Raw genomic sequence first — 25,890 nt, 5'->3', positions numbered from 1 at the left:
CCGGTCGTCCGTCCTACGCTGGAACCATGAGTGACGACTACTGCGGCACCCGTGCGGACCCGGCCCCCGCCGAGGAGGGGCCGCCGTTCGCCGAGTGCGTGCTGTGCCGGAAGCCGACGGAGTACCCGGAGTCGTACAAGGGGATCACCCTGTGCCCCGTCTGCGAGTGGCAGGAGGCCCAGCGCACGGCCTGTTCGGGCTGACCGGTCGGAGCGCGAAGTCGTGCGCGGCCCCCTGCGAAGACGCACCGGCACCCTCGGATGAACCGATCTTCCGCCTGGCAGACTGGAGGACGTGAGCAGCGACCCGACCGCAGTTGATCCGGCCCCGACGGGCGACAGCCCCTTCCGTTCCGAGCGCACCGCGCGCGACGAGGCACCGCAGTTCGTACTGCCCCTGGTCGTACGCATCGAGAAAACCGCTCCCCCGGCCCGTACCGACGCGCTGGAGACCGCGGCCCGCGCCGTGCTGACCATCCTCAGCGACGAACGGTCCCTCGGGGAGGGCGAGAGCGCGGGCGAGTGGGCGCAAGCGATCCACGACTGGCAGGACGCCCGGATCCGCAAGGTCGTACGGCGGGCTCGTGGCGCCGAGTGGCGGCGAGCCGGGGAGCTGCCAGGGATCACGGTGACCGGGAAGTCCGCCGAGGTGCGGGTCTTCCCGCCGGTTCCGCTGGACGGCTGGCCCAGGGAACTCGCCAAGCTCCAGGTCTCCGGCACCGACCTCGACGACCCCGAGCCGCCGGCGGACGCCGACCTGACGGGGCCCGTGCTGTGGCTCAACCCCGACCTCGACATGTCGGCCGGCAAGTCGATGGCCCAGGCGGGCCACGGCGCCCAACTCGCCTGGTGGGAACTGTCCGACGAGGAGCGCGCGGCCTGGCGCGACGCCGGTTTCCCGCTGAGCGTCCGCACCGTCGACCCGGCCCGCTGGCGCGAGCTGACCACCTCCGGGTTCCCGCTGGTCCGGGACGCGGGCTTCACGGAGATCGCGCCCGGCACGACCATCTCGGTCGAAGGAGTCGACCGCCTCCAGGCACTGCCGGACACGCGACGTACGTGACCGGGGGTGCGTCCCCGTGCTGAAGAACACCCCCGCGTGGGGCACACACCGCCGCCCCCACGGCTCCGCCAGGCGCACAGAACCGGCAAGATGGGGCCATGAGCGTAGTCAAGATCAACGTGCTGACCGTCCCCGCCGAGCAGCGGGAGACGCTGGAGAAGCGCTTTTCCGCCCGTGCCCACACGGTGGAGAGCTCCGACGGCTTCGAGTGGTTCGAGCTCCTTCGCCCCGTCGAAGGCACCGACACCTATCTCGTCTACACGCGGTGGCGTGACGAGGAGGCTTTCCAGGCCTGGGCGGAGGGCCCCATGAAGGCGGCCCACCAGCACGGTGGCGCGCAGAGTGGTGAGCGTCCCAAGCCGGCCGCGAGCGCGTCCACACTGTGGTCCTTCGAAGTCGTGCAGCAGGCGGCGCCGAAAAGCGAGTAGACAGGTCGTCGCGGGGCCAGGCAGTCAGTCGAGCATCCGACGGGCCGAGCCGATCCCGAGCCGGGGCAGCCGGATCACCGATCGCTGATCGCTGATCGCTGATCGCCAAGAGGTTTGAGTGGACGTTGAACAACACATCCGCCCCGCACGTACCTCTTGGCGCTGGCCAAGTACAGATACTCAACGAACAGTTGGGTTCCCGGGAGGCTCAATATGCGGCGTATCAACGGTACCGTCCTCGTCTTTGCGGCACTCATCGCCACCGTCGGCGCGCTCGCGTTCCCCGTATGGTCGTACGCGGACCGCTCAGGTACCGGACAGGCGAACGTGGCGGCGGGCACCGTGAACACGCGCTGGGGTCCGCTGACCGCCCAGGACCGCGACCTGATCGTCCGCGTACGGCTCGCCGGTCTGTGGGAACTGCCCGCGGGCCAGCAGGCGCTCGAGCGCGCGCCCTCCGAGGCGATCAAGGAGGTCGCCGACCACCTCATCGTCGGCCACACCGACCTCGACAAGCGGGTCCGGATAGTCGCGGCCCAGCTCGGCGTCGCACTGCCGAACCAGCCGAACGAGGCGCAGACCGGCTGGCTCCAGGAGATGACCGCGGCGACCGGCACGGACTACGAGTACAAGTTCGTAAACCTGCTGCGGGCCGCACACGGAAGCATCTTCCCGGCCATCGGCACCGTCCGGAACACCACCCGGAACACCCTCGTGCGCCAGCTCGCCTCGGATGCCAACCAGACCGTGCTCGACCACATCACGATGCTGGAGAAGACCGGGCTGGTCGACTTCGACGCCATCGCCAACGCCGCGGTGGCCACCTCCACCGCCAGCCCGACCGGCCCCCCGCCGCCGGTGCCCGGCCAGCTCGCACCTTCGGCCCCCGCCGCCGAGGCCACCGGCGACGTCTCGACCACATCCCAGCCCTCGCCCGGCGAACCGGGCACCGTCAACACCGCCCGGCCGGATCCGGTGGACTCGGACGGCGTACTGGGCTAGCCGCCGCCTGCTGCCCCCCCCCCCCCCGGCGTCCGGATCCGAACCTCAAATGTTGCTCTGAACGTGACGAGCGCGGGGTTCGGAACCGGACGCCGGGGCCATACCCCCGTCACACCGGAACAGCGGACCGTCGACGCAGACGGACACAGCCGAACCCGGTGAGCCGTGCACGCGGGGTGGAGGAGGGGACGATGGAGCGACTGGGGACGGGCATCGGATGGCGGCCGGAGATAGCGGACGCCGTGGAGCGCATGCAGGGCATCGACTGGGTCGAGGCCGTGGCCGAGAACCTCTGCCCCGGGCATCTCCCCGAGTCGCTGCTGCGGCTGCGTGAACGCGGGGTCACGGTGATCCCGCACGGTGTCTCCCTCGGCCTCGGCGGCGCGGACCGGCCCGACGAGGCACGCCTCACGGCTCTGGCCGAGCGGGCCGAGGCGCTGGCCTCGCCGATCGTCACCGAGCACATCGCCTTCGTCCGCGCGGGCGGGCCCTTGACCGCCTCCGCCCGTCTGGAGGCGGGCCATCTGCTGCCGGTCCCCCGCACCCGGGACGCGCTGCGCGTCCTGTGCGAGAACATCCGCATCGCGCAGGACGCGCTGCCCGTCCCCCTCGCCGTGGAGAACATCGCCGCACTGATCTCCTGGCCCGACGAGGAGATGACGGAAGGCCAGTTCCTCTACGACCTCGTCGACCGCACCGGCGTACGCCTCCTCATCGATGTCGCCAACCTCCACACCAACCACGTCAACCGCGGCGAGGACCCCGTCAAGGCCCTCGACGAACTCCCCGTCGAAGCCATCGCCTACATCCATGTCGCCGGCGGCTTCGAGCGGGACGGCGTGTGGCACGACAGCCACGCCCACCCGGTCCCGCAGCCGGTCCTCGACATCCTGTCCGAGCTCGCCTCCCGGGTGACCCCGCCGGGCGTCCTCCTGGAACGGGACGAGAACTTCCCCGAGCCCGGGGAGCTGGAGCGGGAGTTGGCAGCGATTCGAGGGACGCTGGAGAAGGCCCGGGGCCCGGTCGAAACGGTGGGACCCGCCCTGCGCGCGCCCGCCTCACTCGGCGAAACCAAACCCGAACCCGAGACCGACCCCGAGCCCGGAACCGACCCCGAGACCGACCCCGAGCCCGGAACCGAGCCCGGAACCGAACCCGAGACCGACCCCGCCCGCCAGCGCCTCTCCCTCGCACAGACCGCGCTGCTCTCCGCCCTCGTCGCGGGAACCCCCGTGCCCGAGGGGTTCGACCGCGTACGGCTCGGGGTGCAGGCACGGGCACTGGCCGCCAAGCGGGCCGACGTAGTGGCGAAGGTCGCGGAGGAGCTGCCGGAGATCCTGGCGGCGACGTACCGGCCCGCGTTCCTCGCATACGCACAGGGCCGTCCGATGACCGGCGGCTACCGGCGGGACGCTCTGGACTTCGCCGAGCAACTGCTCCTGGCCGGCCGCCCGGAGGACGCGGAGACCCGGCGGCGGCTGCGCCACTGGTGGCTGGAGCGCTCGGGCCCCGCCCCGCTGTCGGGTCACCCCGCGGCCCGCCTCGCCCGCGCCACCCGCCGGGTGCTGCTGCGCCGCTGAGTACGGGCATGGCGGCCCCGCACCGCCGCAGAGTGTGCGCGGATTAACACGCCCCTCTGTGAAGGTGATGTGCGCGCCCGGTTTCCCCGCCTTTGAGGCGGTCTGCCGTGCACCCGAACCATCACATCCAGCGCGTTCCACCCACCCCTCAACCCTGGCCTCCTGCACGTCAGTTGGCGCGGCACCCGCAGTAGCATGCCAATCTGCACGCGGAACGCACTCACGTGTTGTGCCGCAACAGGAGGCACCATGCGATCCATCAACCGCACCGGACTGGTCAGTGGAACAGGGCTCATCGTCACGGCCCTCACGGCCACCGTGGCAGCACTGGCGTTCCCGATCTGGTCGTACGCGGACCGCTCGGGAACCGGCCTGGCCACGTTGAACGCCCAGACCGTGTCGACGCAGTTCGGTCCGTTGTCGGCACAGGACCGGGATTTCATCACCAAGGTCCGGCTGGCCGGGCTGTGGGAGCTGCCCGCGGGCCAGCAGGCCCAGGAGCGCGGCACCACCGAGGCCGTACGGACCGCCGGAGAGCACCTCATCGCGGGGCACGCGTTCCTCGACGCCCGCGTCCGCAACGTCGCGGCGCGCCTCGGCCTCGAACTGCCCAACCAGCCGACCGACCAGCAGCGCCAGTGGCTGACCACGCTCGACCAGGCGCAGGGCGTGGACTACGACCGCGAGTTCGCCAACATCCTCCGCGCCGCCCACGGCAAGGTCTTCTCCCTCGTCGCCCAGGTCCGCGCCAACACCCGCAACTCCCTCGTGCGCGACCTCGCCGACGATGCGAACACCACCGTGCTCGACCACATCAAGGTCCTGGAAGCCACCGGATACGTCGACTTCGACGCCCTCGCCCGGGACGCCGCCACCGCCGCCCCGCCCCCGATCACCAACACCCCGGCCCCGCCCGGCCCCACACAGTCCCCGGACTCACCGGTCCCGGTGGTCCCGTCGCCGGGCTACACGCTCCCCCCGGCCGTCTCCCGCGACGCCACGTCCTCGAATCCCTAGCCGCACGGGAACTTCCTGGCCGCACGAGAACTCTCTGGCCACACAAGCGGAAAGCGGACCGTCACATACCGGTAACGCTCCGTCCATCATGTGAACAAGCCATGGCGCTCACCCGGTCCATCACATAGAAAAATCCCATGTTCTGGGTACTTCTCCTGCTCCTGGCCTGGGCCACGGCCGGCACCGCCTGCATACGCCTGTGTCTGGCGGCCCTGCGCACGGCGGCGTTCGACGCGAAGGCGGCCCGCGATCACAGCCTCACGCTGTACGAAGCGGCGTTCCTGTCCGGCGGCCCGGCCCGGGTCGCGGAGCTGACCCTGGTGTCGATGGCCCGCCAGCGCCGCCTGCTGCTCGCGCACACCGGCTGGGCGACCGTCGTGGACCCGCGCGGCCACGACGAGATGGAGCGCTCGGTGCTCGGAGCGATCGGCCCGGAGGGGCAGTCCCGGATAGCGCCCGTACGGGCGACGGCGGCCGCCGCGGATTCCGTACACCGCCTCGCCGACCGCCTTGTCGCCGCGGGACTCGCCGTGCCCGACGGGGAGCGCGGCACCGTCGCCGCCGCCGTCCGCCAGGTCCAGGCAGCCGCGGCCACCGTCCTCGTCCTGGGCGCCGTGGCCCTGCTGATGCCCTCCCAGGCTCCGGCGGCCGAGTACGAGGTGCCGGTGGCCGTCTGGTTCGCGCTCCCACTCACCCTCACGCTGAGCTGCCTCGCGATCGCCCGTATCGAGGTGCACCCCTACTCGCGCTGGGCGTCCCCGGCCGGACAGCGCCTGCTGGGCACCCTCGCGCGGCGCCCGGACAGCAACGGCGACGACCGTACGTACCTCACCTCCGTCGCCGTACGCGGCATCCGCGCGATCGGCGAGCCGGACCTGCGCGCCGCCTTCACCCACCAGGACCGGAACGCGGAACGAGGGGGCTGACCGGCGCGCCGGGGGGCGCATCGGGGTCATTGGAGCCGACACTGCGGCCTGGTCCTTTACTTCACCAACCGCCGAACGAAACATCCCCTTTGTCGCTGCCGTGCGCTGAAGGGATACGCGATGAGAGCTGCCGTCCTCTACGGAACCGCAGGATCCTTGCTCCTGTCCGCCCTCGTCACCGTCCCCGCGGGCGGCGAACCCCGCTGGCCCGGCGACCCTCTCGGGCCGGCAGCCGACACGCGCGGCACCGCCGTCGCCGCCGAGCGCGCCGCGGCCGCCGGTGTCCGCTTCGGCACCTGCGCCAAGGCGGAGGACCTTCCGGACAACGTCCGGTGCGGCACGGTCACCGTGCCCCTCGACTACGCGCACCCCGACGGCAAGCAGATCAAACTGACCGTCAGCCGGGTGAAGGCCACCGGCAAGGACGCGAAGAACTCGAAGCGGAAGGTCCCGCGCCAGGGCGCCCTGGTCTACAACCCCGGCGGCCCGGGCGCCTCCAGCATGTTCTTCCCACTGATCGGGTTCCTCCCCCAGTGGAAACGCATCTCGGCGGCGTACGACCTCGTCGGCTACGCCCCGCGCGGAGTTGGCCGCAGCGCCCCGCTGTCCTGCCAGGATCCGAAGCGGCTCGGGAAGGGGCCCACCCAGTCGCCGACGTTCCCTTCGGAGTCGTACAAGAAGGAGCGCATCGCGGAGGCGAAGGCGTACGCGCGCGGCTGCGTCGAGCGCTCCGGCGAGGCCGTCCAGCACTACACCTCGCTCAACAACGCCCGGGACCTCGACGTGCTGCGGGCCGCGCTCGGCGAGCGGCGGCTGACCTTCATGGGCGCTTCGTACGGCACGTACTTCGGTGCCCTGTACGCGACGCTCTTCCCCTCCCACGTGCGCCGGATGGTCTTCGACTCGGCGGTGAACCCCGACCCCGACCAGATCTGGTACCAGAACAACCTCGACCAGTCCGCGGCGTTCGAGATCCGCTGGGCGGACTTCCGCGCCTGGGTCGCCCGGCACGACAAGGTGTACGGGCTGGGCGCCACGCCCGAAGAGGTGCTGCACAGCTACGAGAAGGCGCGGGCGCGGCTCGCCGCTTCGCCCGCGGGCGGCAAGGTGGGTCCCGGGCAGTTGCAGGGGGCGTTCCTCCAGGCCGGGTACTACGACGACTACTGGCCCTACCGTGCCCAGGCACTGTCCGCGTATCTGAAGGGCGACCCGAAGCCGCTGATCGAGCAGGCGGGACCCTATCCGGAGGCGGCCGCCGAGCAGGAGAACGGCAACGCGGTCTACACGGCCGTCGAGTGCAACGACGCGCCCTGGCCGACCGACTGGCGCACCTGGGACCGCGACAACACGCGCCTCGCGCGCAAGGCGCCGTTCGAGACCTGGGACAACGTGTGGATGAACCTGCCGTGCGCGTACTGGCCCGTGCCGCGGCAGCAGCCCCTGGACGTACGGACGTTGCCCGGTGAACTGCCGCCGACCCTGATCCTGGCGGCCGAGCGGGACGCGGCGACGCCGTACGAGGGTGCTCTGGCGTTGCAGCGGCGGCTGTCGGGCTCGGTGCTTGTGACCGAGTACGACGCCGGGACGCACGGGATCGGCGGCGGCCCCAACAAGTGCGTCAACGGCTACCTCGACGCCTATCTCCTCGAGGGCAGACTCCCGGTGCGGCGCGCGGAGTGCGCGCCGCACGCGGAGCCGAAGCCGGTGGCGCCGGACAGTCGTTCGAAGGGCGCGAGGAGCGACGTGAAGAAGGACGTCAGGAAGGTCTCCTGAAACCGTCCGGCGCTTCCGGATTCGCTCAGGCGAGGCCCGCGACGAGCTCGGAGATGTCCTTGCGGCGGCCCGTGTAGAACGGGACTTCTTCGCGGACGTGCATACGGGCCTCGGAGGCGCGCAGGAGGCGCATGAGGTCGACGATGCGGTACAGCTCGTCGGCCTCGAAGGCGAGGATCCACTCGTAGTCGCCGAGGGAGAACGAGGCGACCGTGTTGGCTCGCACGTCCGGGTAGCCACGGGCCATCTTGCCGTGGTCGGCGAGCATACGGCGGCGGTCCTCGTCGGGCAGCAGATACCAATCGTACGAGCGCACGAACGGGTAGACGCTGATGTAGTCGCGCGGCGTCTCGTCGGCGAGGAAGGCCGGGATGTGGGAGCGGTTGAACTCGGCGGGGCGGTGCAGCGCCATGTTGGACCAGACCGGCTCCAGGGCGCGGCCCAGCCTGGTGCGGCGGAAGAGGTTGTACGCCTCCTGCAGCTGGTCGGCGGTCTCGGCGTGCCACCAGATCATGAGGTCGGCGTCGGCGCGCAGCCCCGACACGTCGTACGTGCCGCGGATGGTCACGTCCTTCGCGGCGAGCTGGTCGAAGAGCTCCTGGACCTCGTCGGCGTAACCGGCCCGGTCCTCGGGGAGCACGTCCTTCAGCTTGAAGACGGACCACAGGGTGTAGCGGATGACCTCGTTGAGGTCCTTGGCCTTCTTGCCGGCGTTCGGAATCTTGGCGGGGGCGTCGTCACTCATGGGGCTATTCTCCCGCGCCGCCGTGCGGGCTCCGCACCGGGTTCGTGATCAGCGAGTCCGGTCCGCCGCGGTCGCCGCCGAGCTGGTCGACGGCTGCGTACGCGCTCGCGATGCACGCGGGGATGCCGACCCCGTCGTAGGCCGCGCCGCAGACGGCGAGTCCGGGCAGCTTGCCGACGTGTTCGCGGATGCGGGCCACGCGCGCGTGGTGCCCGACGGGGTACTGCGGCAGCCCGTCGTCCCAGCGCGTCACGCGGGTCGCGACCGGCGCGGCGTCCAGGCCGGTGGCCTCGCGCAGGTCGTGCCGGGAGACGTCCACGAGCTCGCCGTCCGCCCGTCCGAGCACCTCCGTCTCGCCGTGACGCCCCACCGAGGTCCGCAGGACGAGCAGGTCGGGGTTCTCGTCGGCGATCCAGCCCCACTTCTGGGAGGCGAAGGTGGAGGCCTTGATGGTGTGCCCGTCGACAGGAGGCACGAGAAAACCGCTCCCTTCGGGGAGGGCGATTTCGCTGCGCCGGTAGGCGAGGGTGACGAGCGCCATGGAGGCGTACTCCACGGTGGCCAGCTCGGCCGCGGCGGCGGGTGCCTCGGCGCGCAGCAGGGCGGCGGCAGCGGGGGCGGGCAGCGCGAGGACCACGGCGTCCGCCTGGAGGACCTGGCCTTCGGCGACGACCCGCCAGCCGGTGTGCGCCTCCCGGCGCAGCTCCGTCACCGGCGCCCCGGTGACGATCTCGGCGCCCCGCGCGCGCACGGACTCGGCCACCGCGAGCGGCAGTTGGCCGATGCCTCCCCGGATGCCCATGAAGACCGGTCCCGCTTGCTGGTTCTGTGCGGCCCTGGCCTGGATCTCGCGGACGGCCTCCGTCAGGGAGTCGTGGGTCCGGGCGGCCTCGAAGAGCTGGGGAACCGCGGACCTCAGGGAGATGCGGTAGGCGTCGCCCGCGTAGACACCGCCCAGGAGGGGCTCGACCAGGCGGTCGACCACTTCGCGGCCCAGGCGGGCCGCCACGAACTCCCCCACCGCCACGTCGTCGCCGACCTCCGTACGGGGCAGCTCGGCGTCTTGCTCGATACGGCGCAGGCCCTCGTCCGAGAGGACTCCGGAGAGGGCGGAGGCGGTGCCGGGCACGCCCATGACATGTCCCTTGGGCATGGGGCGCAGGGCACCGCGGGTCCAGAGCGAGGCCGTCGCGGTGGCGGGCGGCTGGAGTTGGTCCCCGAGCCCCACCTCGCGGGCCAGGGTGACTCCCTCGGGGCGGCGCGCGAGCATCGACTCGGCACCCAGATCGACGCGGGCGCCCGCGATCTCGCCGGGCAGCAGCTTGCCGCCGACGCGGTCCGTGGCCTCCAGTACGGTCACGCGCACGCCACGGTCCAGCAGCCGGTGGGCGGCGGCCAGACCCGCGATCCCGCCCCCGATGACAACGACGTGTCCCGTACCCGTACGAGTGTCCTGTGCGCGCATGTCTCCACTTTCGCAGACACCACTGACACCCCCACCGGTCCCCCGGTGTCCTCCACGAGTCCGGACCGTGACCGCATCGGGACCGGATCCCCCCAACGTCGCACCGCTTCCCGGCGTCGAAGGAACGTCAGTCGTCACGACCCTCGGGGGGATGCCCAACATGCGCACACAGAGCTCCGTACGATCCGTACGATCCGTACGCGCCGCACAGCCCGCACGCCCCGTTCAGCTTCTGGCCGGGGTTCTGCTCGCCGCCGCCCTCGCGCTCACCGGCTGCTCAGGCGCCGGTGACAGCGGCTCGTCCAGCGATTCCGCCGCCGGTGCGCAGGACAAGTCCGCGGTCCAGGAGGGTGCGGCGGGCGATGATTCCGGCAAGGGCGGGGCCCAGGCTCCCAGTCAGGCCCCGGACCTCACCGCGAACCGGATCATCCACACCGCCTCCCTGACCGTGCAGGTCAAGGACGTACCCGACGCCCTGGACCAGGCGCGCACCACCACGGCGAACGCCGGCGGCTTCGTCGGCAACGAGACCACCACCCGGGACGAGGAGGGCGACGAGCACACCCGCGTCGTCCTGCGCGTGCCCACCGAGCGGTACCACGAGGTGCTCGCCGACATGGAAGGCACCGGCAAGCTCCTGGAACGTACGGCCGAGGCGCAGGACGTCACGGACCAGGTCGTCGACGTGGAGAGCCGCATCAAGACGCAGCGGGCCAGCGTGGCCCGGATCCGCGAGCTGATGGACCAGGCCACCAAGCTCAGCGATGTGGTCACCCTGGAGGGCGAGTTGAGTACGCGTCAGGCCGACCTGGAGTCCCTGCTCGCCCAACAGGCCTCCCTGGAGGACCGCACCAGCCTGGCCACCATCACCCTGACCCTGTCCGAGACCCCGGTGAAGCAGGCGGAGAAGGACGACGATCCGGGCTTCGTGGACGCGCTCACGGGCGGCTGGGACGCGTTCGTCACGATGCTGCGCTGGATCGCCGTGGCGTTCGGCGCGATCCTCCCGTTCGCGGCGGGCGCCGCGCTGCTCCTCGCGCTCTGGGTGCTGTGGGTACGCCTCCTGCGCACTCGGCTGCCGCGCCGCCCGGCTCCGGCCGCGGCTTCCCCGGCCGGCACGCTGCCGGTCGGCCCGCCCGTCCGGGAGCCGGAGGAGGGACGCGAGCAGGACTGAAATGCCCCGCCCCCGTAGCGTGTTCGCATGAGCATGAACCGGACGAGCGGTACCACCGGCGGGGCGAGAGAGCGACTGGTCGTGATCGGCGGTGACGCGGCGGGCATGTCCGCCGCGTCCCAGGCGCGTCGGCTGCGGGGGCCGGACGAGCTGGAGATCGTGGCGTTCGAGCGGGGGCACTTCACCTCGTACTCGGCGTGCGGCATCCCGTACTGGGTGGGCGGTGACGTCGCCGAGCGTGACGAGCTGATCGCGCGGACGCCCGAGGAGCACCGGGAGCGCGACATCGACCTGCGGATGCGTACGGAGGTCACGCAGATCGACGTCGCGGGCGCCCGGGTCCGCTCCGTCGACCTCGAATCCGGCGCCGAGGAGTGGACGACGTACGACAAGCTCGTGATCGCGACCGGCGCGCGCCCGATCCGCCCCGACCTGTCGGGCGCGGACGCGCCGGGCGTGCACGGCGTGCAGACCCTGGACGACGGACAGGATCTCCTGGACACGCTGGCCGCCACGGAGGGCCGCCGTGCGGTGGTCGTCGGCGCGGGCTACATCGGCGTGGAGATGGCGGAGGCGCTGATCAACCGCGGGTACGAGGTGACGGTCGTCAACCGCGGCAAGGAGCCGATGTCGACGCTGGACCCCGACATGGGCCGGCTCGTGCACACGGCCATGGAGGGCCTGGGCATCACCATGGTGAACGACGCCGAGGTCACCAAAGTGCTCACTGCCCAGGACGGGCGGGTACGGGCGATCGCCACGGAGGACGCGGAGTACCCGGCGGACGTGGTCGTGCTCGGCATCGGCGTACGCCCCGAGACGACGCTCGCCCGGGCCGCCGGGCTGCCCCTCGGGGAGCACGGCGGGCTGCTGACCGACCTCGCGATGCGGGTACGCGGGCACGAGAACATCTGGGCGGGCGGCGACTGCGTCGAGGTGCTCGACCTGGTCTCGGGACGCGAACGGCACATCGCCCTGGGCACGCACGCGAACAAGCACGGTCAGGTCATCGGCGCCAATGTGGGCGGCGGTTACGGCACGTTCCCCGGCGTCGTCGGCACGGCGGTGAGCAAGGTCTGCGACCTGGAGATCGCCCGCACCGGGCTGCGCGAGAAGGACGCGCACAGGGCGGGCCTGCAGTTCGAGACCGTCACCATCGAGTCGACGAGCCGCGCGGGCTACTACCCAGGCGCTGACCTCATGACCGTGAAAATGCTCGCCGAGCGCCGCACGGGGCGGCTGCTCGGCGTGCAGATCGTCGGACGGGAGGGCGCCGCGAAGCGCGTCGACATCGCCGCGGTGGCGCTGACGGCGGGTATGACCGTGGAGCAGATGACAGCGCTCGACCTGGGCTACGCGCCGCCGTTCTCACCGGTGTGGGACCCCGTCCTGGTGGCGGCGCGCAAGGCGGTGGCGGCGGTACGCGCACGGGGCGCGTGACCGGGCGGCGCGCTGCGCCGGGGCGCCAGCGCCACGCCGCCTCGTGGCCGGGTTCACCACGCCGTCTTGTGGCGGTTCTCTACGCCCTCTTGTGGCGGTTCTCTACGCCGTCTCGTGTCCGGGCATCGTCCCGTTGATCCGGTCTATGGCCTGCCGGGCCTGCTCGGCGGGCGGCCGCCCGGGCAGCGAGGAGACGGAGCCCGAGGAGGCGACGGCCGCGGGCTGCGCCGTGGGCTGCTTGGCGTGCGTGGCGGCCCGGGCGGAGCGCAGCCGGTGGCTGACGGCCTCGTCGAGGGTCACCGGACGCTGCATCCGCGCCGCGAGCCGGCCTGCCTCCTGGCCGAGCGCGGCGAGATCTTCCCAGGGCAGGTGCAGCACCAGGGCGATCTCCGCCTCGCCATCGGGCAGGGCATGGATCGGAGGATTGACTCGGTCGTTCATCGCCTGTGTCCTCACGTCTTCCTCGCACGCGTCTTCGTCGCGGCTCGGGCGGTTGAGGAGAGATACGCACGAGGCTGTGGAGGTGTTCAGCGCCATGGATGCGCGCTTGTCGAACAGCACCGACGCGCCCCGCCGGCGCTCGGATTCACCCGCCCCGTCGGGGGCAGTAGTTCTTCGTGGTCATCCCCGTCCATGACGTGAACCCGGTACGGCGCACGCCCTACGTGACGTACGCGCTGATCGCCGCCAACGTGCTCGTCTTCCTCTTCACGCCCGGCATGGCCGGCTCGGTGTCGGGTGGCAGCGGTCTGGCGCAGTTCTGCCATCTGCAGGCGTTCCTGGACCAATACGCCGTGGTGCCGCAGGAGCTGATCCACCACCGGATGCCCAGGCTTGTGCCCACGGGCGAGACCGGCGTCGGCCCGCAGGGCACCGGCTGTGTGGTGGCCCCGCCGGACTACGACAAGTCACCGGCGCTGTCGGTGCTCACCGCGATGTTCCTGCACGGCAGTTGGCTGCACCTGCTGGGCAACATGCTGTTCCTGCTGATCTTCGGCAACAACATCGAGGACCGTCTGGGGCATGTGCGGTTCACGCTGTTCTACGTGGTCTGCGGCTACGCGGCGGCCTACGGCTTCGCGCTCCTGAACGACGACTCGGGCGACCCGCTGATCGGCGCGTCCGGAGCGATCGCCGGGGTTCTGGGCGCGTACCTCGTGCTCTATCCGAAGGCCAGGGTGTGGGTCCTGGTCCCGTTCCTGGTCTTCCTGCCGCTGCGGCTGCCCGCCTGGATGGTGCTGGGCTTCTGGTTCGTGCTCCAGGCGGTGTACTCGTCCGGCGAGGGCGTATCCGACGCCGGGACGGTGGCGTACGCGGCCCATGTGGTCGGCTTCCTCGCCGGGATGCTGCCGGCCTGGCCGCTGCGCGCGGGCACCCCGGCCCCGCCGGAGCCGCGCCGCCTGCTGTGGGGCAGACAGGCGCGGCACACCTAGAAACCAGAAGCTCAGCGCGCGGTGTGCGTGTGCACGTACTCCACGAGGCGGGTCAGCGCGTCCGGGTCGGTGGTCGGCGGGACGCCGTGGCCGAGGTTGAAGACATGGCCTTCGAGGCCCGCGGCCGCGTCGAGCACCTCGCGGGTCTTCGTCTCCACGGCCTCGGTCGAGGAGAACAGGACCGCCGGATCGAGGTTGCCCTGAAGGGCCTTGCCGGGGCCGACGCGCGTGGCGGCCACGTCGAGCGGGACACGCCAGTCGACGCCGACGACGTCCGCGCCCGCCTCGCCCATGAGGCCGAGCAGTTCACCGGTGCCGACGCCGAAGTGGATGCGCGGCACGCCGTACGACGCCACCGCGTCGAAGACCTTCGTGGACGCCGGCATCACCGAGCGCCGGTAGTCGGCGGGTGCCAGGGCGCCGACCCAGGAGTCGAAGAGCTGGACGGCACTGGCGCCCGCCTCGATCTGCACCTTCAGGAAGGCGGAGGTGATCTCGGCGAGACGGTCGAGCAGGTCGGCCCAGAGCTGCGGGTCGCCGTACATCAGCGCTTTGGTGTGCTCGTGGTTCTTGGACGGGCCGCCCTCCACGAGGTAACTCGCGAGGGTGAAGGGCGCGCCGGCGAAGCCGATGAGCGGGGTCGAGCCGAGCTCTGCCGTGAGCAGACCGATCGCCTCGGTGACGTACCACACGTCCTCGGGAGTCAGGTCGCGCAGTTGGGCCAGGTCGGCGCGGGTGCGGATCGGCTTCTCGACGACCGGGCCGACGCCGGGCTTGATTTCGAGGTCGATGCCGATGGCCTTGAGCGGGACGACGATGTCGCTGTAGTAGATCGCCGCGTCCACATTGTGCCGACGCACCGGCTGGAGCGTGATCTCGGCCACCAGCTCGGGCCGCGCACAGGACTCGAGCATGGGGATGCCCTCGCGCACCTTGAGGTACTCGGGCAGCGAGCGGCCGGCCTGGCGCATGAACCACACCGGCGTGTGCGGCACGGGTTCGCGCCTGCACGCCTTGAGGAAGGCGGATTCGTAGGTGGCTCGCGGCTGCTGCCCGTCAGGGCGGTCGTTGGCACTCACAACGGAAAGTCTCGCACGCCCCGCCGACAGCCAGGTCCCGGGCACCCGGTGCCGGACAGGTCCCGAGAACCCCGTGGAGCCCCCGGGATCGGCGCTCACGAAGGCATGTTCGTGCGGCGTGATCCGGACAGTGGTCCCACGCACGGGTGTCTCTCCCTGCGCGAAGGCTTCGTTCCCCTTAATCTTCCCCGCATGGCTGCGGCTCAGGGACGACTGTCGGACGGCGCTGGCGGAATGGACGACTCGAAGGAGGGGAACCGAGATGCGATGGCGACGGCTCCGCCGCCCTTCCGGGCCGCCGTCGACGCGCTGAAGGGCGCGCGGCTGCGGCCGGAGATCGAGATCGACCCGACGCCTCCGCCGAAGCGGCTGGCCCCCCACGCGTACGCGCTGGAAGCGGCGGTTGTCGCCGCCGACGAGGATCTGGCCGACGGCCGCCTGGTGCTGCTGCACGACCCCGCGGGTCACGACGCCTGGCAGGGCACCTTCCGTCTGGTGACCCTGGTCCGCGCGGAGCTGGAGCCGGAGATGGCCGCCGACCCGCTGCTTCCCGACGTCTGCTGGTCGTGGCTGACCGGCGCGCTCCAGGCCCGCGGCCTGTCGTACGGCGAACCGAGCGGCACCGTCACGCGCGCGAGTTCGCACTACTTCGGCGGCCTCGGGGAGCGCCCTGCCGCGTCCCAGATCGAGATCCGGGCGTCCTGGACGCCACGGGAGGGCATGGGCGGCGTGCCGGACGCGGCCGCGCATCTCGCCGCCTGGTGCGATCTGCTGTGCCAGGTCGCCGGGCTTCCGCCGGTGACACCGGGCGACGCGTCGGTGGTCAGCCTGCCGCAGCGCCGGGGGCCGCAGTCCCGCTGAGCACGCGGTCCCTGTCCTGCAAGCGGTCCGGTTCAGTCAGCTTCCGCGCCCGGCCCCATTCAGGGGACGGTCCGGTTCGGCACGCCGTCTCCTTCCGCGCACAGTTCACGATGCTTCTTTGTCGATACGCCCACTTTCGGGCGCGTATTGACGAGGAATGACGGCGAGCGACTCGGTTCGATCTTCGGATGATCGATCGCGTGTCCGAATTGCACGGATTGTTACTCACCAAATCGTGATCATTCTCTAAAGGCGGACGGGTTTGATGCCGAAGACGTCTGTGACCTTGAAAGCACGGTTCGTCCCGGCTTCATCCCCAGAGCCGGTACCGTCCCGCACCCCCCAGGAGGCCTGGTGTCCGTTCTCCTCGAGCAGCCCGCAAGCCTGGTCGCCTACCGCCCGAACAAGCCGACTGCCATGGTGGTCGTGGCCGACCCCCGGGTCCGCTCCACCGTCACCCGCCATCTGTGGGCGCTCGGAGTGCGCGACGTCATCGAGGCGTCGTCCGTCGCGGAGGCCCGTCCCAGAATCGGCAATCCACGCGACATCTGCGTCGCCGATGTCCATCTGCCCGACGGCAGCGGGCTCACCCTGCTGTCCGAAACCCGTGCCGCGGGCTGGCCCAACGGGCTCGCCCTCTCCGCCGCCGACGACATCGGCGCCGTACGCAACGCCCTCGCGGGCGGCGTCAAGGGCTACGTCGTCACCGGCACCCGCAACAACGTCGGGCTCCCCACCCGGCCCGGTGTCGCGCCGATCGGTTCGGCCGCCGCCCGGATGCACCGTCGCCCCCCGGGCTCCCCGAGCCACCCGGGCGGCTACCGCGAGCTCTCCGGACGCGAGGTCGAGGTGCTCCGGCTGGTCGCGGAGGGCCAGTCGAACAAGGCCATCGGTGTTTCGATGGGCCTGTCCGCACTGACCGTCAAGAGCCACCTCGCCCGTATCGCCCGCAAGCTCGGCACGGGCGACCGCGCCGGGATGGTGGCGGTGGCCCTGCGCACGGGGATCATCCACTGACCCACACCGCTCACCACTGAACCGGACCTTTCACTCACCTGGCCTGGTTCACGACCCCGGCGCCCGTCGACTGGACATCAGTCGACGGGCGCTTTTCAACTGCCAGGGGCTCACAGCCGGGGTGACATTCCGGGCCCGGGCGGGGGTCGTGGGAGCCCGATCGCGACACGCCGGGGACCCGATCGGGGTGCGCCGGCGATACCGGACAAGCAGCGCCTGGCGGCCATGAGATCCACTTGAGCAGCGTTTTCGCAGGTAAACCGACCAATGACTGGAAGATGCAGGTCAGCCGCTCGAACATCCCGATACCCTTGACATGTGACCGACGCCCAAGAGACCGCAGAAGACAGCTCACTGCGAACCACCGGAGGCGCCCCTCCGGACGACGTCGAACCGGCGCCGATCCCTTTGCTTGAGCCCCGCGACGGTATTCCGCCCGTCGTCGCCGACGACGCCTCGCTCGCCGAGGTGATCGCCGCCTTCGCCGCCGGATCCGGCCCCGTCGCCGTCGACGCCGAACGCGCGTCCGGGTACCGGTACGGTCAGCGCGCCTACCTGGTACAACTGCGCCGCGAGGGCGCGGGCACCGCGCTGATCGACCCGGTGGCCTGTCCCGACCTGTCGGGCTTCGGCGAGGCGATCTCCGGTGTGGAGTGGGTACTGCACGCCGCCACCCAGGACCTGCCGTGTCTCCGCGAGATAGGCATGATCCCCTCCCGCCTCTTCGACACCGAGCTGGCCGGCCGGCTCGCCGGGTACCCCCGGGTGGGCCTCGGCGCCATGGTCGAGGGCGTGCTCGGCTTCGTCCTGGAGAAGGGGCATTCCGCGGTCGACTGGTCGACACGTCCGTTGCCGGACCCGTGGCTGCGGTATGCGGCCCTGGACGTGGAGCTCCTTGTCGACCTGCGCGACGCGCTGGAGAAGGAGCTGGAACGGCAGGGCAAGCTGGAGTGGGCCTGGCAGGAGTTCGACGCGATCGCGCAGGCCGATCCCGCGGCGCCGCGCAAGGATCCCTGGCGCCGTACGTCCGGGATGCACAAGGTGCGTCGGCGCCGGCAGATGGCGGTCGTCCGGGAGCTGTGGGAGACCCGCGACCGGGTCGCGCAGCGACGGGACGTCTCGCCGGGCAAGGTGCTCGGGGACGCGGCGATCGTCGAGGCCGCGCTGTCCCTGCCCGCCAATGTGCACGCCCTGGCCGCGCTGAACGGCTTCGGGCACCGCATGGGACGCCGTCAGCTCGAGCAGTGGCAGGCCGCCGTCGACCGCGCGAGGGAGTTGCCGGATTCCGAACTGCCGCAGCCCGGCCAGCCGGTGACCGGTCCCCCTCCGCCGCGCGCCTGGGCCGACAAGGACCCGGCCGCCGCGGCCCGGCTCTCCGCCGCGCGTGCCGAGGTGTCGGCGCTCGCCGAGAGGCTGAACATGCCCCAGGAGAACCTGATCACCCCGGACACCGTGCGTCGGGTGTGCTGGGAGCCGCCGGCCGAGCCGGACGCGGAGTCCGTGGCCGCGGCGCTCGCCGGTCACGGGGCGCGGCCCTGGCAGGTCGAGCAGGTCACCCCGGTGCTCGTGACGGCGCTCACCCCGGCCAAGGCCTGACTGCTGGGGCGGCACCGGCGGAGGAGGCCGGTCAAGGTCGGGCGATCGTCACTCGCCGGGCCGGCGGGGGCCGCCTTCGGCCCTGCCGACGGCACACGCGACGTCGAGATCACGCCAAGATCACCGGCGGAGACAGTGCGGTGGAGTGGGTGGAAGTCGGCGTAGACCGTGACGTCCCGGGCTCCCCCGGGGCCCCTCCCACACCTGTCCCGGATGTGACCTTCGCCGCTCCCGCCTCCGGGACTGGGCAGCATGGTTACCCGCAAGTAGCATGAGAGGTGAGCGCGCGCTCAGGGCGTGTGTGTCGCGCAGCAGTGCCATCCCGCATCTGGAGGAGAGCCATCGTGCCTCGTACCGTCAGGGACGTCGTCTTCGTCGACGGCGTCCGCACCCCGTTCGGCAAGGCGGGCCCGAAGGGCATCTACCACGAGACCCGTGCCGATGATCTCGTCGTGAAGGCCATCCGGGAGCTGCTGCGCCGCAACCCCGGGCTCGACCCCAAGAAGATCGACGAGGTCGCCATCGCCGCGACCACGCAGATCGGTGACCAGGGTCTGACCCTCGGCCGCACGGCCGGTATCCTCGCCGGGCTCCCCCAGTCGGTCCCGGGCTACTCCATCGACCGGATGTGTGCGGGCGCGCTGACCGCCGTCACCGCCACGGCCGGTTCGATCGCCTTCGGTGCGTACGACGCCGTCATCGCCGGTGGTGTCGAGCACATGGGCCGCCACCCGATGGGCGAAGGCGTGGACCCGAACCCGCGGTTCGTCAGCGAGAAGCTGGTCGACGAGTCCGCCCTGTTCATGGGCATGACCGCGGAGAACCTGCACGACCGCTACCCGCACATCACCAAGCTGCGCGCCGACGAGTACGCCGTGCGCTCCCAGGAGAAGGCCGCCAAGGCGTACGCCAACGGCAAGATCCAGCAGGACCTGGTGCCGATCTCGGTGCGCAACACCAACCCGGAGGTCGGTGAGACGGGCTGGGGCCTGGTCACCGCCGACGAGCCGATGCGCCCGGGGACCACGCTGGAGAACCTCGCCGGTCTGAAGACGCCGTTCCGCGTCCACGGCCGGGTCACGGCCGGTAACGCCGCCGGTCTGAACGACGGCGCCACCGCGTCGATCATCGCGTCCGAGGACTTCGCGCGCGAGAACAACCTGCCGGTCAGGATGCGCCTGGTCTCGTACGCCTTCGCGGGCGTCGAGCCCGAGGTGATGGGCTACGGCCCGATCCCCGCGACCGAGAAGGCGCTCGCCAAGGCCGGTCTGTCGATCGAGGACATCAACCTCTTCGAGATCAACGAGGCCTTCGCCATCCAGGTCCTCGCGTTCCTGGACCACTACGGCATCGCCGACGACGACGCGCGCGTCAACCAGTACGGCGGCGCCATCGCGTACGGCCACCCGCTGGCCTCCTCCGGCGTCCGCCTGATGACGCAGCTGGCCCGCCAGTTCGAGGAACAGCCGAACGTCCGCTACGGCCTGACCACCATGTGCGTCGGCTTCGGCATGGGCGCGACGGTCATCTGGGAGAACCCGCACTTCGAGTCCGCCGGAGGCAGCAAGTGAGCACCGCTGAGCTTTTGAAGGGTGCGGCCGAGCTGTTCCCTGACGAGGTCGTGACGTCGGCGAACGTACGCCACCTCGACCTTCCCTTCGGCGCCGGGCGCTTCGCGCTCATCACGCTCGACAACGGCTTCGACCACTCCAAGCCGACCACGTTCGGCCCGGCCTCGCTGGCGAAGCTCGACCTCGCCATCGACCAGGTGGAGGCGGAGGCCGCGGCCGGCGAGATCGTCGGTGTCGGCGTCACCGGCAAGCCGTTCATCTTCGCGGTCGGCGCGGACCTCAAGGGCGTGGAGCTCCTCAAGAACCACGACGACGCGCTCGCCATCGGCAAGGGCGGTCACGAGGTCTTCAAGCGGCTCGCGGCGCTGGCTGTCCCGACCTTCGCGTACTACAACGGCGCGGCGATGGGCGGTGGCGTCGAGGTCGGTCTGCACTGCGCGTACCGGACCGTCTCCAAGGCGCTGCCCGCCTTCTCGCTCCCCGAGGTCTTCCTCGGTCTGGTCCCGGGCTGGGGCGGCTGCACGCTGCTCCCGAACCTGATCGGCGCCGAGCGTGCGGTGAGCGTCATCATCGAGAACTCGCTCAACCAGAACAGGCAGCTCAGGGGCCAGCAGGTCTTCGACCTCGGAATCGCCGACGCCATCTTCGAGGGCGCCGACTTCCTGGAGCAGTCGCTGACCTGGACGGCGTCCGTCCTCAAGGGCGCCATCACGGTCGAGCGCCCGGAGATCGACCGCGGCGAGGCCTGGGACCAGGCCGTCGCCAAGGGCCGTTCCATCGCCGACAGCAAGGTGCACGGGACGGCTCCGGCCGCCTACCGCGCGCTGGAGATCATCGCCGGCGCCAAGGACGGTGACCTGCAGAAGGGTTACGACGCCGAGGACGTGGCGCTCGCCGACCTGATCATGGGCGGCGAACTGCGCTCCGGCATCTACGCCTTCAACCTCGTCCAGAAGCGCGGCAAGCGCCCGGCGGGCGCCCCGGACAAGTCCCTGGCCCGTCCGGTCACCAAGGTCGGCGTCGTGGGCGCGGGTCTGATGGCCTCGCAGCTCGCCCTGCTGTTCCTGCGCCGCCTGGAGGTGCCGGTCGTACTCACCGACATCGACCAGGAGCGCGTCGACAAGGGCGTGGGCTACGTCCACGCGGAGATCGACAAGCTGCTGCTGAAGTCCCGGATCAACCAGGACAAGGCCAACCGCCTCAAGGCCCTGGTCACCGGTGTGCTGGACAAGGCGGAGGGCTTCTCCGACGCCGACTTCATCATCGAGGCCGTCTTCGAGGAGATCGGCGTCAAGCAGCAGGTGTTCGCGGAGGTCGAGGCGGTCGCCCCGGCGCACGCGATCCTGGCGACCAACACCTCCTCCCTCTCGGTGACGGAGATGGCGTCGAAGCTGAAGAACCCCGAGCGGGTCGTCGGTTTCCACTTCTTCAACCCGGTCGCGATCCTCCCGCTCCTGGAGATCGTCCGCGGCGAGCAGACCGACGACGCCTCCCTGGCCACGGCCTTCGGTGTCGCCAAGAAGCTCAAGAAGACGGCGGTTCTGGTGAAGGACGCCCCCGCGTTCGTCGTCAACCGCATCCTCACCCGGTTCATGGGCGAGATCCAGAACGTCATCGACGAGGGCACGCCGGTCGAGGTCGCCGAGAAGGCGGTGGAGCCCCTGGGCCTGCCGATGTCTCCCCTCGTGCTCCTCGAGCTGGTCGGCCCCGCCATCGGTCTGCACGTCTCGGAGACCCTCAACCGGGCCTTCCCGGACCGCTTCACGGTCTCCCCGAACCTCGCGGCCGTCGTCAAGGCGGGCAAGCGCGGCTTCTACGTGTACGACAGCGGGAAGCCGGAGCTGGACCCCGAGGTCGCGGCGCTGCTGAAGCAGGGTGACGTCGTCCTGACCGAGGAGCAGGTCCGCGACCGCGTCCTCGGCGCCGTCGCCCAGGAGATCGGGCTCATGCTCGACGAGGGTGTCGTCGCCGAGGCGCAGGACATCGACCTCTGCCTGATCACGGGTGCGGGCTGGCCCTTCCACCTGGGCGGGATCACGCCGTACCTGGACCGTGAGGGCGTCTCGGAGCGGGTGAACGGGAAGCGGTTCCTGGCGCAGGGCGTGGCCAGCGTCCCCGCGTAAGCGGATCTCGTACGTACGGTGCCCGGCACGCCAGTTGGCGTGCCGGGCACCGGTGTTTGCGCCGGCTGCCCCGCCTTCCCTTGCCCCCGCCACCAGGACGCCTGGCAGCGGGGCTGCCGGTAAGGTCCGCCCAGGCGTGGAAAGGTAACCCCGTGACGACACTCGTGATCATTGACGCCGCCAATGTCGTCGGGTCCGTTCCCGACGGGTGGTGGCGGGATCGCCGGCGTGCCGCGGAGCGGCTCCGGGACCGGCTCGCGGCGGACGGTATCCCGGGCCGTGCGGGGGCGGTGGAGATCGTCCTCGTGGTCGAGGGTGCCGCCCGTGGCGTGGAGTCCGTGCCGGGCGTACGGGTGGAGTCGGCGACCGGGAGCGGGGACGACCGGATCACCGAGCTGGCGGCCGCCGCGGCCGGGCGCCCTTGCCTGGTTGTCACGGCGGATCGCGAACTCCGGCGCCGGGTGGGTGAGTTCGGGGCGGAGGTGGTGGGTCCGCGGGCGGTACGAGGGGACTCGTGAGGGATGTAGGAATCAGTTCCGTTCGCGCACGTACAGCACCGCCCCGTCCACCGTCCCCGCCTCCTCGTACCCGCCTGCCAGCAGCCGCCGCAGCGACGGGACCCGGTTCGGTGCGTACGGCTTGTCGCGGGAGTCGTCGACAACGAGGGCCGGCGGATGGGCCGCCATTTCCGCTCGGAAAACCGGCCAGGCTCCCTCGACGGCGTACTTCTCCCCGACCTGGGGGCCGTTGCGGCCGCCGCTGTAGTTGGTGAGGAGGCCGGCGGTGAGGAAGCGGCTGGCCGGGGTGCGGTCGGCGAGCCAGTAGATCTCCGGGTGTATGCCCCACACCAGGACCCGGTCACCGGGGTCCGTCCGTTGGGCCACCGCGGCCGCGAGTCGCTGGGCGTGCTGGAGGTCGGGGCGCGGGGCGAGCAGACCCCAGGTGAGGAACAGGGTGCAGCAGCAGACGGAGGTGAGGACGGCCCGCGCAAGCCGGTCGCGGGGCAGGATCTGGAGCGCGGCTGTCGCCAACAGGGCGATGGGCGGGATGAGTTGCAGGTAGTAGTGGCCGAAGAAGTGGAAGCCGAGCAGTACCGCGGCCGCCGAGGAGGCCAGCCACAGCCAGAGCTCCGCCGAACCCGTGCGGGCGATGCGCAGGACTCGTACCACCGGAGGGACCAGGCCCGCGCAAGCCACCGCCAGGATCGCGGTGTTGGCCAACCCCCGGCCCAGGACATGGAGTTCGGAGCCGGTGAAGGAGGCGTACGCACCTGATCCGGTGACCGTCCAGAACAGGAATCCCGCCGGGTCGGTGACCAGCGCCGCACAGAGGACGGGCAGGACTGCTCCAACTCCGAGACGCACCAGGCCCGTTCGTCGTGCGCCGTGCCGGTACAGCAGCCACACCACCGGCACCAGCACCGCCCCGCCCGTCTGCTTCGCGAGAAACGCGCACGCGACGGCGGCGCCGGCCGCGCCCCATCTGCGCCGGTCCGCGCACCACATCGCCGCGGCCGTGCACGGCAGTATGAACACCTCGAAGGTCGCGGCCTGCGCGTCCTCGGGGTTGAGCCCGATGGAGACCAGCAGATACAGCACGCCCGCCGTGCGGCCCGCCCCGTCGCCCCAGCGGCGCCGGGCGAGCGAGGCGAGCAGGAGGGCCGTGGACAGCTGGGCCACGACCGCGAGGACCCGTACCGAGGTCAGCGAGCCGGAGCCGGACACCGCGAAGGCCGCCTCGTACAGCCACGGCACGAGCGGTGGCTTGCGGTCCACGACGGTCGTGTAGAGCTCTCCCCCGGTCGCCAGTATCCGCGCCTGTACGGCGAGATAGCCCTCGTCGGGGTTCCACAGCGGACGCAGGAAGGAGGGGGCCCGGGTGACGCAGGCGAGCAGCGCCAGCGCGGGCAGGAGCCGTCTCCAGTAGCCGCGGTCCGGTCCTCGCGACTCGGCTACGGAGCGTGGTGATTCCAGGAGCTCGGCGAGCATACGGTGCACGCTATCCGGCCCCGCAGCCTCCGCCTAAGCGAGACATACGGGGCCGGATCACCAAAAAATGGGTTCTGAAAGGGAGTTACCGGGAGTCGCCGCGCGGCGGCTTCAGTACCTCGCCCACCGTGGTCTCCCCCTGCAGGCCGAGACGGCTGTGCGAACGCCCGTACAGGAAGTAGATGAAGAAGCCGATCGCCATCCAGATGCCGAACCTCAGCCAGGTCTCCGCGGGCAGGTTCAGCATCAACCACAGGGAGGCAAGGACGGAGACGACGGGGAGGAAGGGCACCAGGGGGGTGCGGAAGGAGCGATGCAGCTCAGGGCGGGTGCGGCGCAGGACGATCACACCGATCGCGACGACGACGAAGGCGAACAGCGTGCCGATGTTCACCAGTTCGGCGAGTTCACTCAGGCTGGTGAATCCCGCGAGGATCGCGATGATGACGCCGAGCAGGATGGTCGGCCGGTGCGGGGTCCTGAAGCGCGGGTGGACGTGCGAGAAGAACCGCGGCAGCAGTCCGTCGCGGCTCATCGCGAAGAAGACCCGGGTCTGGCCGAGGAGCAGGATCATGCAGACCGTGGTGAGGCCGACGGCGGCGCCGAAGCTGATGAAGCCCGCGAACCAGGGGTGCCCGGTGGCCTTGAAGGCGTCGGCGAGCGGGGCGTCCACGGACAGCTCGGTGTAGTGCTGCATACCGGTGACGACGATCGCCACCGCGACGTACAGCGCGGTGCAGATGATCAGTGAGCCGAGGATGCCCCGCGGCATGTCCCGCTGCGGGTTCTTCGTCTCCTCGGCGGCCGTGGCCACGACGTCGAAGCCGATGAAGGCGAAGAAGACGACCGAGGCGGCGGTGAAGATGCCCATCACGCCGAAGTTGGAGGGCGCCCAGCCGAACATCAGCTGGATGAGCGGGGACTGGAGGTCGGCGCCGGCCTCCACGGGCTGCGCCTTCGGGATGAACGGGTCGTAGTTGTCGGCCTTGATGAAGAAGGCGCCCGCGACGATCACGACGAGGACGACGGTCACCTTGATGGCGACGACGAGCGAGGTGATCCGCGCGGAGAGCTTCATGCCCAGCACGAGGATGCCTGTGAGGACCAGCACGAGGGCGGCGGCCAGGATGTCGAAGCCGAAGCCGTCGGCCCCTTCTCTCCCGCTGAGCGCCGCCGGCAGATGCCAACCCGCGTTGTCGAGGAGCGAGGCGACATAACCGGACCAGCCGACGGCGACCACCGCCGTGCCCAGCGCGAACTCCAGCACCAGGTCCCAGCCGATGATCCAGGCGGGCAGCTCGCCGAGCGAGGCGTACGAGAAGGTGTACGCCGAGCCGGCCACCGGGACCGTGGACGCGAACTCGGCGTAGCAGATGGCGGCAAGCGCGCAGACGACCCCGGACACCACGAAGGCCAGGGCGACGGCGGGGCCGGCGTTGTTCTTGGCGACCGTGCCGGTGAGCACGAAGATGCCGGTGCCGATGATGACCCCGACGCCGAAGACGGTGAGATCCAGGGCGGACAGCGACTTCTTGAGTGCGTGCTCCGGCTCCTCAGTGTCCAAGATCGACTGTTCGACCTTCTTCGTTCTGAAGACGGTGCTGCTCACG

General features: G+C 71.0%; 23 protein-coding genes. 17 read left to right on the top strand and 6 right to left on the bottom strand.

Annotation, left to right across the window (positions count from 1 at the left end; genetic code table 11):
* The first annotated feature begins 26 nt into the window (after window positions 1-26).
* The 8 genes from ACFYPC_RS33410 to ACFYPC_RS33375 all read left to right on the top strand — a co-directional run bounded on the left by ACFYPC_RS33410 (window position 27) and on the right by ACFYPC_RS33375 (window position 7,788).
* On the top strand, window positions 27-203 hold the full coding sequence (locus tag ACFYPC_RS33410; RefSeq protein WP_365426507.1) for a hypothetical protein: 177 nt from the start codon (window positions 27-29) through the stop codon (window positions 201-203).
* Window positions 204-294: 91 nt separating this feature from the next.
* Window positions 295-1,062, top strand: coding sequence for a peptidyl-tRNA hydrolase (locus ACFYPC_RS33405; RefSeq protein WP_391890556.1), 768 nt, complete (start codon window positions 295-297; stop codon window positions 1,060-1,062).
* A gap of 98 nt (window positions 1,063-1,160) precedes the next feature.
* Window positions 1,161-1,490, top strand: coding sequence for an antibiotic biosynthesis monooxygenase family protein (locus tag ACFYPC_RS33400; RefSeq protein ID WP_391890553.1), 330 nt, complete (start codon window positions 1,161-1,163; stop codon window positions 1,488-1,490).
* Window positions 1,491-1,703: 213 nt separating this feature from the next.
* Window positions 1,704-2,492: a DUF4142 domain-containing protein gene (locus ACFYPC_RS33395; protein ID WP_391890550.1), complete on the top strand. Its 789-nt coding sequence runs from the start codon at window positions 1,704-1,706 to the stop codon at window positions 2,490-2,492.
* A gap of 191 nt (window positions 2,493-2,683) precedes the next feature.
* Window positions 2,684-4,072, top strand: coding sequence for a DUF692 family multinuclear iron-containing protein (locus ACFYPC_RS33390; RefSeq protein WP_391890547.1), 1,389 nt, complete (start codon window positions 2,684-2,686; stop codon window positions 4,070-4,072).
* Between the two features lie 249 nt (window positions 4,073-4,321).
* Window positions 4,322-5,089, top strand: a complete 768-nt coding sequence (locus tag ACFYPC_RS33385; RefSeq protein WP_391890544.1) for a DUF4142 domain-containing protein — start codon at window positions 4,322-4,324, stop codon at window positions 5,087-5,089.
* Window positions 5,090-5,226: 137 nt separating this feature from the next.
* Window positions 5,227-6,015 (top strand): TIGR04222 domain-containing membrane protein, encoded by a 789-nt coding sequence (locus ACFYPC_RS33380; RefSeq protein ID WP_391890541.1) that lies wholly within the window; start codon window positions 5,227-5,229, stop codon window positions 6,013-6,015.
* A 120-nt stretch (window positions 6,016-6,135) separates the two neighbouring features.
* The gene (locus ACFYPC_RS33375; RefSeq protein ID WP_391890538.1) at window positions 6,136-7,788 is read left to right on the top strand and encodes an alpha/beta hydrolase; all 1,653 of its coding nucleotides are present in this window, start codon (window positions 6,136-6,138) and stop codon (window positions 7,786-7,788) included.
* Between the two features lie 25 nt (window positions 7,789-7,813).
* On the opposite strand, the gene hemQ is transcribed toward ACFYPC_RS33375, so the two are convergent.
* A complete protein-coding gene (gene hemQ / locus ACFYPC_RS33370; RefSeq protein ID WP_391890535.1) occupies window positions 7,814-8,533 on the bottom strand; it encodes a hydrogen peroxide-dependent heme synthase in 720 nt (239 codons plus the stop codon).
* Window positions 8,534-8,537: 4 nt separating this feature from the next.
* Entirely contained in the window at window positions 8,538-9,998 is a 1,461-nt protein-coding gene (hemG, locus tag ACFYPC_RS33365) for a protoporphyrinogen oxidase (protein WP_391890532.1), read from the bottom strand.
* A 160-nt stretch (window positions 9,999-10,158) separates the two neighbouring features.
* Between hemG and ACFYPC_RS33360 the strand changes: the two genes are divergently transcribed.
* Together ACFYPC_RS33360 and ACFYPC_RS33355 are read left to right on the top strand one after the other, a co-directional pair.
* Window positions 10,159-11,172: a DUF4349 domain-containing protein gene (locus tag ACFYPC_RS33360; protein ID WP_391890529.1), complete on the top strand. Its 1,014-nt coding sequence runs from the start codon at window positions 10,159-10,161 to the stop codon at window positions 11,170-11,172.
* A gap of 27 nt (window positions 11,173-11,199) precedes the next feature.
* A complete protein-coding gene (locus ACFYPC_RS33355; protein ID WP_391890526.1) occupies window positions 11,200-12,612 on the top strand; it encodes an FAD-dependent oxidoreductase in 1,413 nt (470 codons plus the stop codon).
* Window positions 12,613-12,714: 102 nt separating this feature from the next.
* On the opposite strand, the gene ACFYPC_RS33350 is transcribed toward ACFYPC_RS33355, so the two are convergent.
* The gene (locus ACFYPC_RS33350) at window positions 12,715-13,053 is read right to left on the bottom strand and encodes a hypothetical protein (protein ID WP_391890523.1); all 339 of its coding nucleotides are present in this window, start codon (window positions 13,051-13,053) and stop codon (window positions 12,715-12,717) included.
* 176 nt (window positions 13,054-13,229) lie between these two features.
* On the opposite strand from ACFYPC_RS33350, the gene ACFYPC_RS33345 reads away from it, so the two are divergent.
* A complete protein-coding gene (locus ACFYPC_RS33345) occupies window positions 13,230-14,045 on the top strand; it encodes a rhomboid family intramembrane serine protease (protein ID WP_391890520.1) in 816 nt (271 codons plus the stop codon).
* Window positions 14,046-14,056: 11 nt separating this feature from the next.
* Here the strand turns inward: ACFYPC_RS33345 and hemE are convergent, their stop codons facing one another.
* Window positions 14,057-15,124: a uroporphyrinogen decarboxylase gene (gene hemE / locus ACFYPC_RS33340; RefSeq protein WP_391890517.1), complete on the bottom strand. Its 1,068-nt coding sequence runs from the start codon at window positions 15,122-15,124 to the stop codon at window positions 14,057-14,059.
* Window positions 15,125-15,316: 192 nt separating this feature from the next.
* Between hemE and ACFYPC_RS33335 the strand changes: the two genes are divergently transcribed.
* From ACFYPC_RS33335 to ACFYPC_RS33310, 6 genes are all read left to right on the top strand, one after another.
* Window positions 15,317-15,985 carry a DUF3000 domain-containing protein gene (locus ACFYPC_RS33335; protein ID WP_391890514.1) on the top strand — a complete coding sequence of 223 codons (669 nt, stop codon included), beginning with the start codon at window positions 15,317-15,319 and terminating at the stop codon, window positions 15,983-15,985.
* Between the two features lie 354 nt (window positions 15,986-16,339).
* Window positions 16,340-17,002 carry a response regulator transcription factor gene (locus tag ACFYPC_RS33330; RefSeq protein ID WP_266474130.1) on the top strand — a complete coding sequence of 221 codons (663 nt, stop codon included), beginning with the start codon at window positions 16,340-16,342 and terminating at the stop codon, window positions 17,000-17,002.
* A 318-nt stretch (window positions 17,003-17,320) separates the two neighbouring features.
* The gene (locus ACFYPC_RS33325; protein WP_391890510.1) at window positions 17,321-18,598 is read left to right on the top strand and encodes a ribonuclease D; all 1,278 of its coding nucleotides are present in this window, start codon (window positions 17,321-17,323) and stop codon (window positions 18,596-18,598) included.
* A gap of 344 nt (window positions 18,599-18,942) precedes the next feature.
* Entirely contained in the window at window positions 18,943-20,169 is a 1,227-nt protein-coding gene (locus ACFYPC_RS33320; protein ID WP_391890507.1) for a thiolase family protein, read from the top strand.
* Window positions 20,166-22,292, top strand: a complete 2,127-nt coding sequence (locus ACFYPC_RS33315; protein WP_391890504.1) for a 3-hydroxyacyl-CoA dehydrogenase NAD-binding domain-containing protein — start codon at window positions 20,166-20,168, stop codon at window positions 22,290-22,292. Before ACFYPC_RS33320 ends, ACFYPC_RS33315 begins: the two co-directional genes overlap by 4 nt.
* Before the next feature lie 152 nt (window positions 22,293-22,444).
* Window positions 22,445-22,810 (top strand): NTP pyrophosphohydrolase, encoded by a 366-nt coding sequence (locus ACFYPC_RS33310; protein ID WP_391890501.1) that lies wholly within the window; start codon window positions 22,445-22,447, stop codon window positions 22,808-22,810.
* 12 nt (window positions 22,811-22,822) lie between these two features.
* Here the strand turns inward: ACFYPC_RS33310 and ACFYPC_RS33305 are convergent, their stop codons facing one another.
* Both ACFYPC_RS33305 and ACFYPC_RS33300 read right to left on the bottom strand, forming a co-directional pair.
* Complete coding sequence (locus tag ACFYPC_RS33305; protein ID WP_391890498.1) at window positions 22,823-24,280, bottom strand: ArnT family glycosyltransferase; 1,458 nt, start codon at window positions 24,278-24,280, stop codon at window positions 22,823-22,825.
* 85 nt (window positions 24,281-24,365) lie between these two features.
* Complete coding sequence (locus ACFYPC_RS33300) at window positions 24,366-25,889, bottom strand: amino acid permease (RefSeq protein WP_391890495.1); 1,524 nt, start codon at window positions 25,887-25,889, stop codon at window positions 24,366-24,368.
* Window position 25,890: the final 1 nt, after the last annotated feature.

The sequence above is a fragment of the Streptomyces sp. NPDC005808 genome (assembly GCF_042871385.1).
GTDB lineage: Bacteria > Actinomycetota > Actinomycetes > Streptomycetales > Streptomycetaceae > Streptomyces.
Note: the sequence above shows the minus strand (reverse complement) of the source record. Positions and strands in the feature narration are given on the sequence as shown.

What these genes read in the sequence shown, in the direction of transcription:
- ACFYPC_RS33350 (WP_391890523.1), bottom strand. Translation starts at nt 13,053, where the DNA reads ATGAACGACCGAGTCAATCCTCCGATCCATGCCCTGCCCGATGGCGAG.
- hemG (WP_391890532.1), bottom strand. Translation starts at nt 9,998, where the DNA reads ATGCGCGCACAGGACACTCGTACGGGTACGGGACACGTCGTTGTCATC.
- ACFYPC_RS33410 (WP_365426507.1), top strand. Translation starts at nt 27, where the DNA reads ATGAGTGACGACTACTGCGGCACCCGTGCGGACCCGGCCCCCGCCGAG.
- ACFYPC_RS33375 (WP_391890538.1), top strand. Translation starts at nt 6,136, where the DNA reads ATGAGAGCTGCCGTCCTCTACGGAACCGCAGGATCCTTGCTCCTGTCC.
- ACFYPC_RS33390 (WP_391890547.1), top strand. Translation starts at nt 2,684, where the DNA reads ATGGAGCGACTGGGGACGGGCATCGGATGGCGGCCGGAGATAGCGGAC.
- ACFYPC_RS33335 (WP_391890514.1), top strand. Translation starts at nt 15,317, where the DNA reads ATGGCTGCGGCTCAGGGACGACTGTCGGACGGCGCTGGCGGAATGGAC.
- hemQ (WP_391890535.1), bottom strand. Translation starts at nt 8,533, where the DNA reads ATGAGTGACGACGCCCCCGCCAAGATTCCGAACGCCGGCAAGAAGGCC.
- ACFYPC_RS33380 (WP_391890541.1), top strand. Translation starts at nt 5,227, where the DNA reads ATGTTCTGGGTACTTCTCCTGCTCCTGGCCTGGGCCACGGCCGGCACC.
- ACFYPC_RS33400 (WP_391890553.1), top strand. Translation starts at nt 1,161, where the DNA reads ATGAGCGTAGTCAAGATCAACGTGCTGACCGTCCCCGCCGAGCAGCGG.
- ACFYPC_RS33395 (WP_391890550.1), top strand. Translation starts at nt 1,704, where the DNA reads ATGCGGCGTATCAACGGTACCGTCCTCGTCTTTGCGGCACTCATCGCC.
- ACFYPC_RS33385 (WP_391890544.1), top strand. Translation starts at nt 4,322, where the DNA reads ATGCGATCCATCAACCGCACCGGACTGGTCAGTGGAACAGGGCTCATC.
- ACFYPC_RS33360 (WP_391890529.1), top strand. Translation starts at nt 10,159, where the DNA reads ATGCGCACACAGAGCTCCGTACGATCCGTACGATCCGTACGCGCCGCA.
- ACFYPC_RS33355 (WP_391890526.1), top strand. Translation starts at nt 11,200, where the DNA reads ATGAGCATGAACCGGACGAGCGGTACCACCGGCGGGGCGAGAGAGCGA.
- ACFYPC_RS33305 (WP_391890498.1), bottom strand. Translation starts at nt 24,280, where the DNA reads ATGCTCGCCGAGCTCCTGGAATCACCACGCTCCGTAGCCGAGTCGCGA.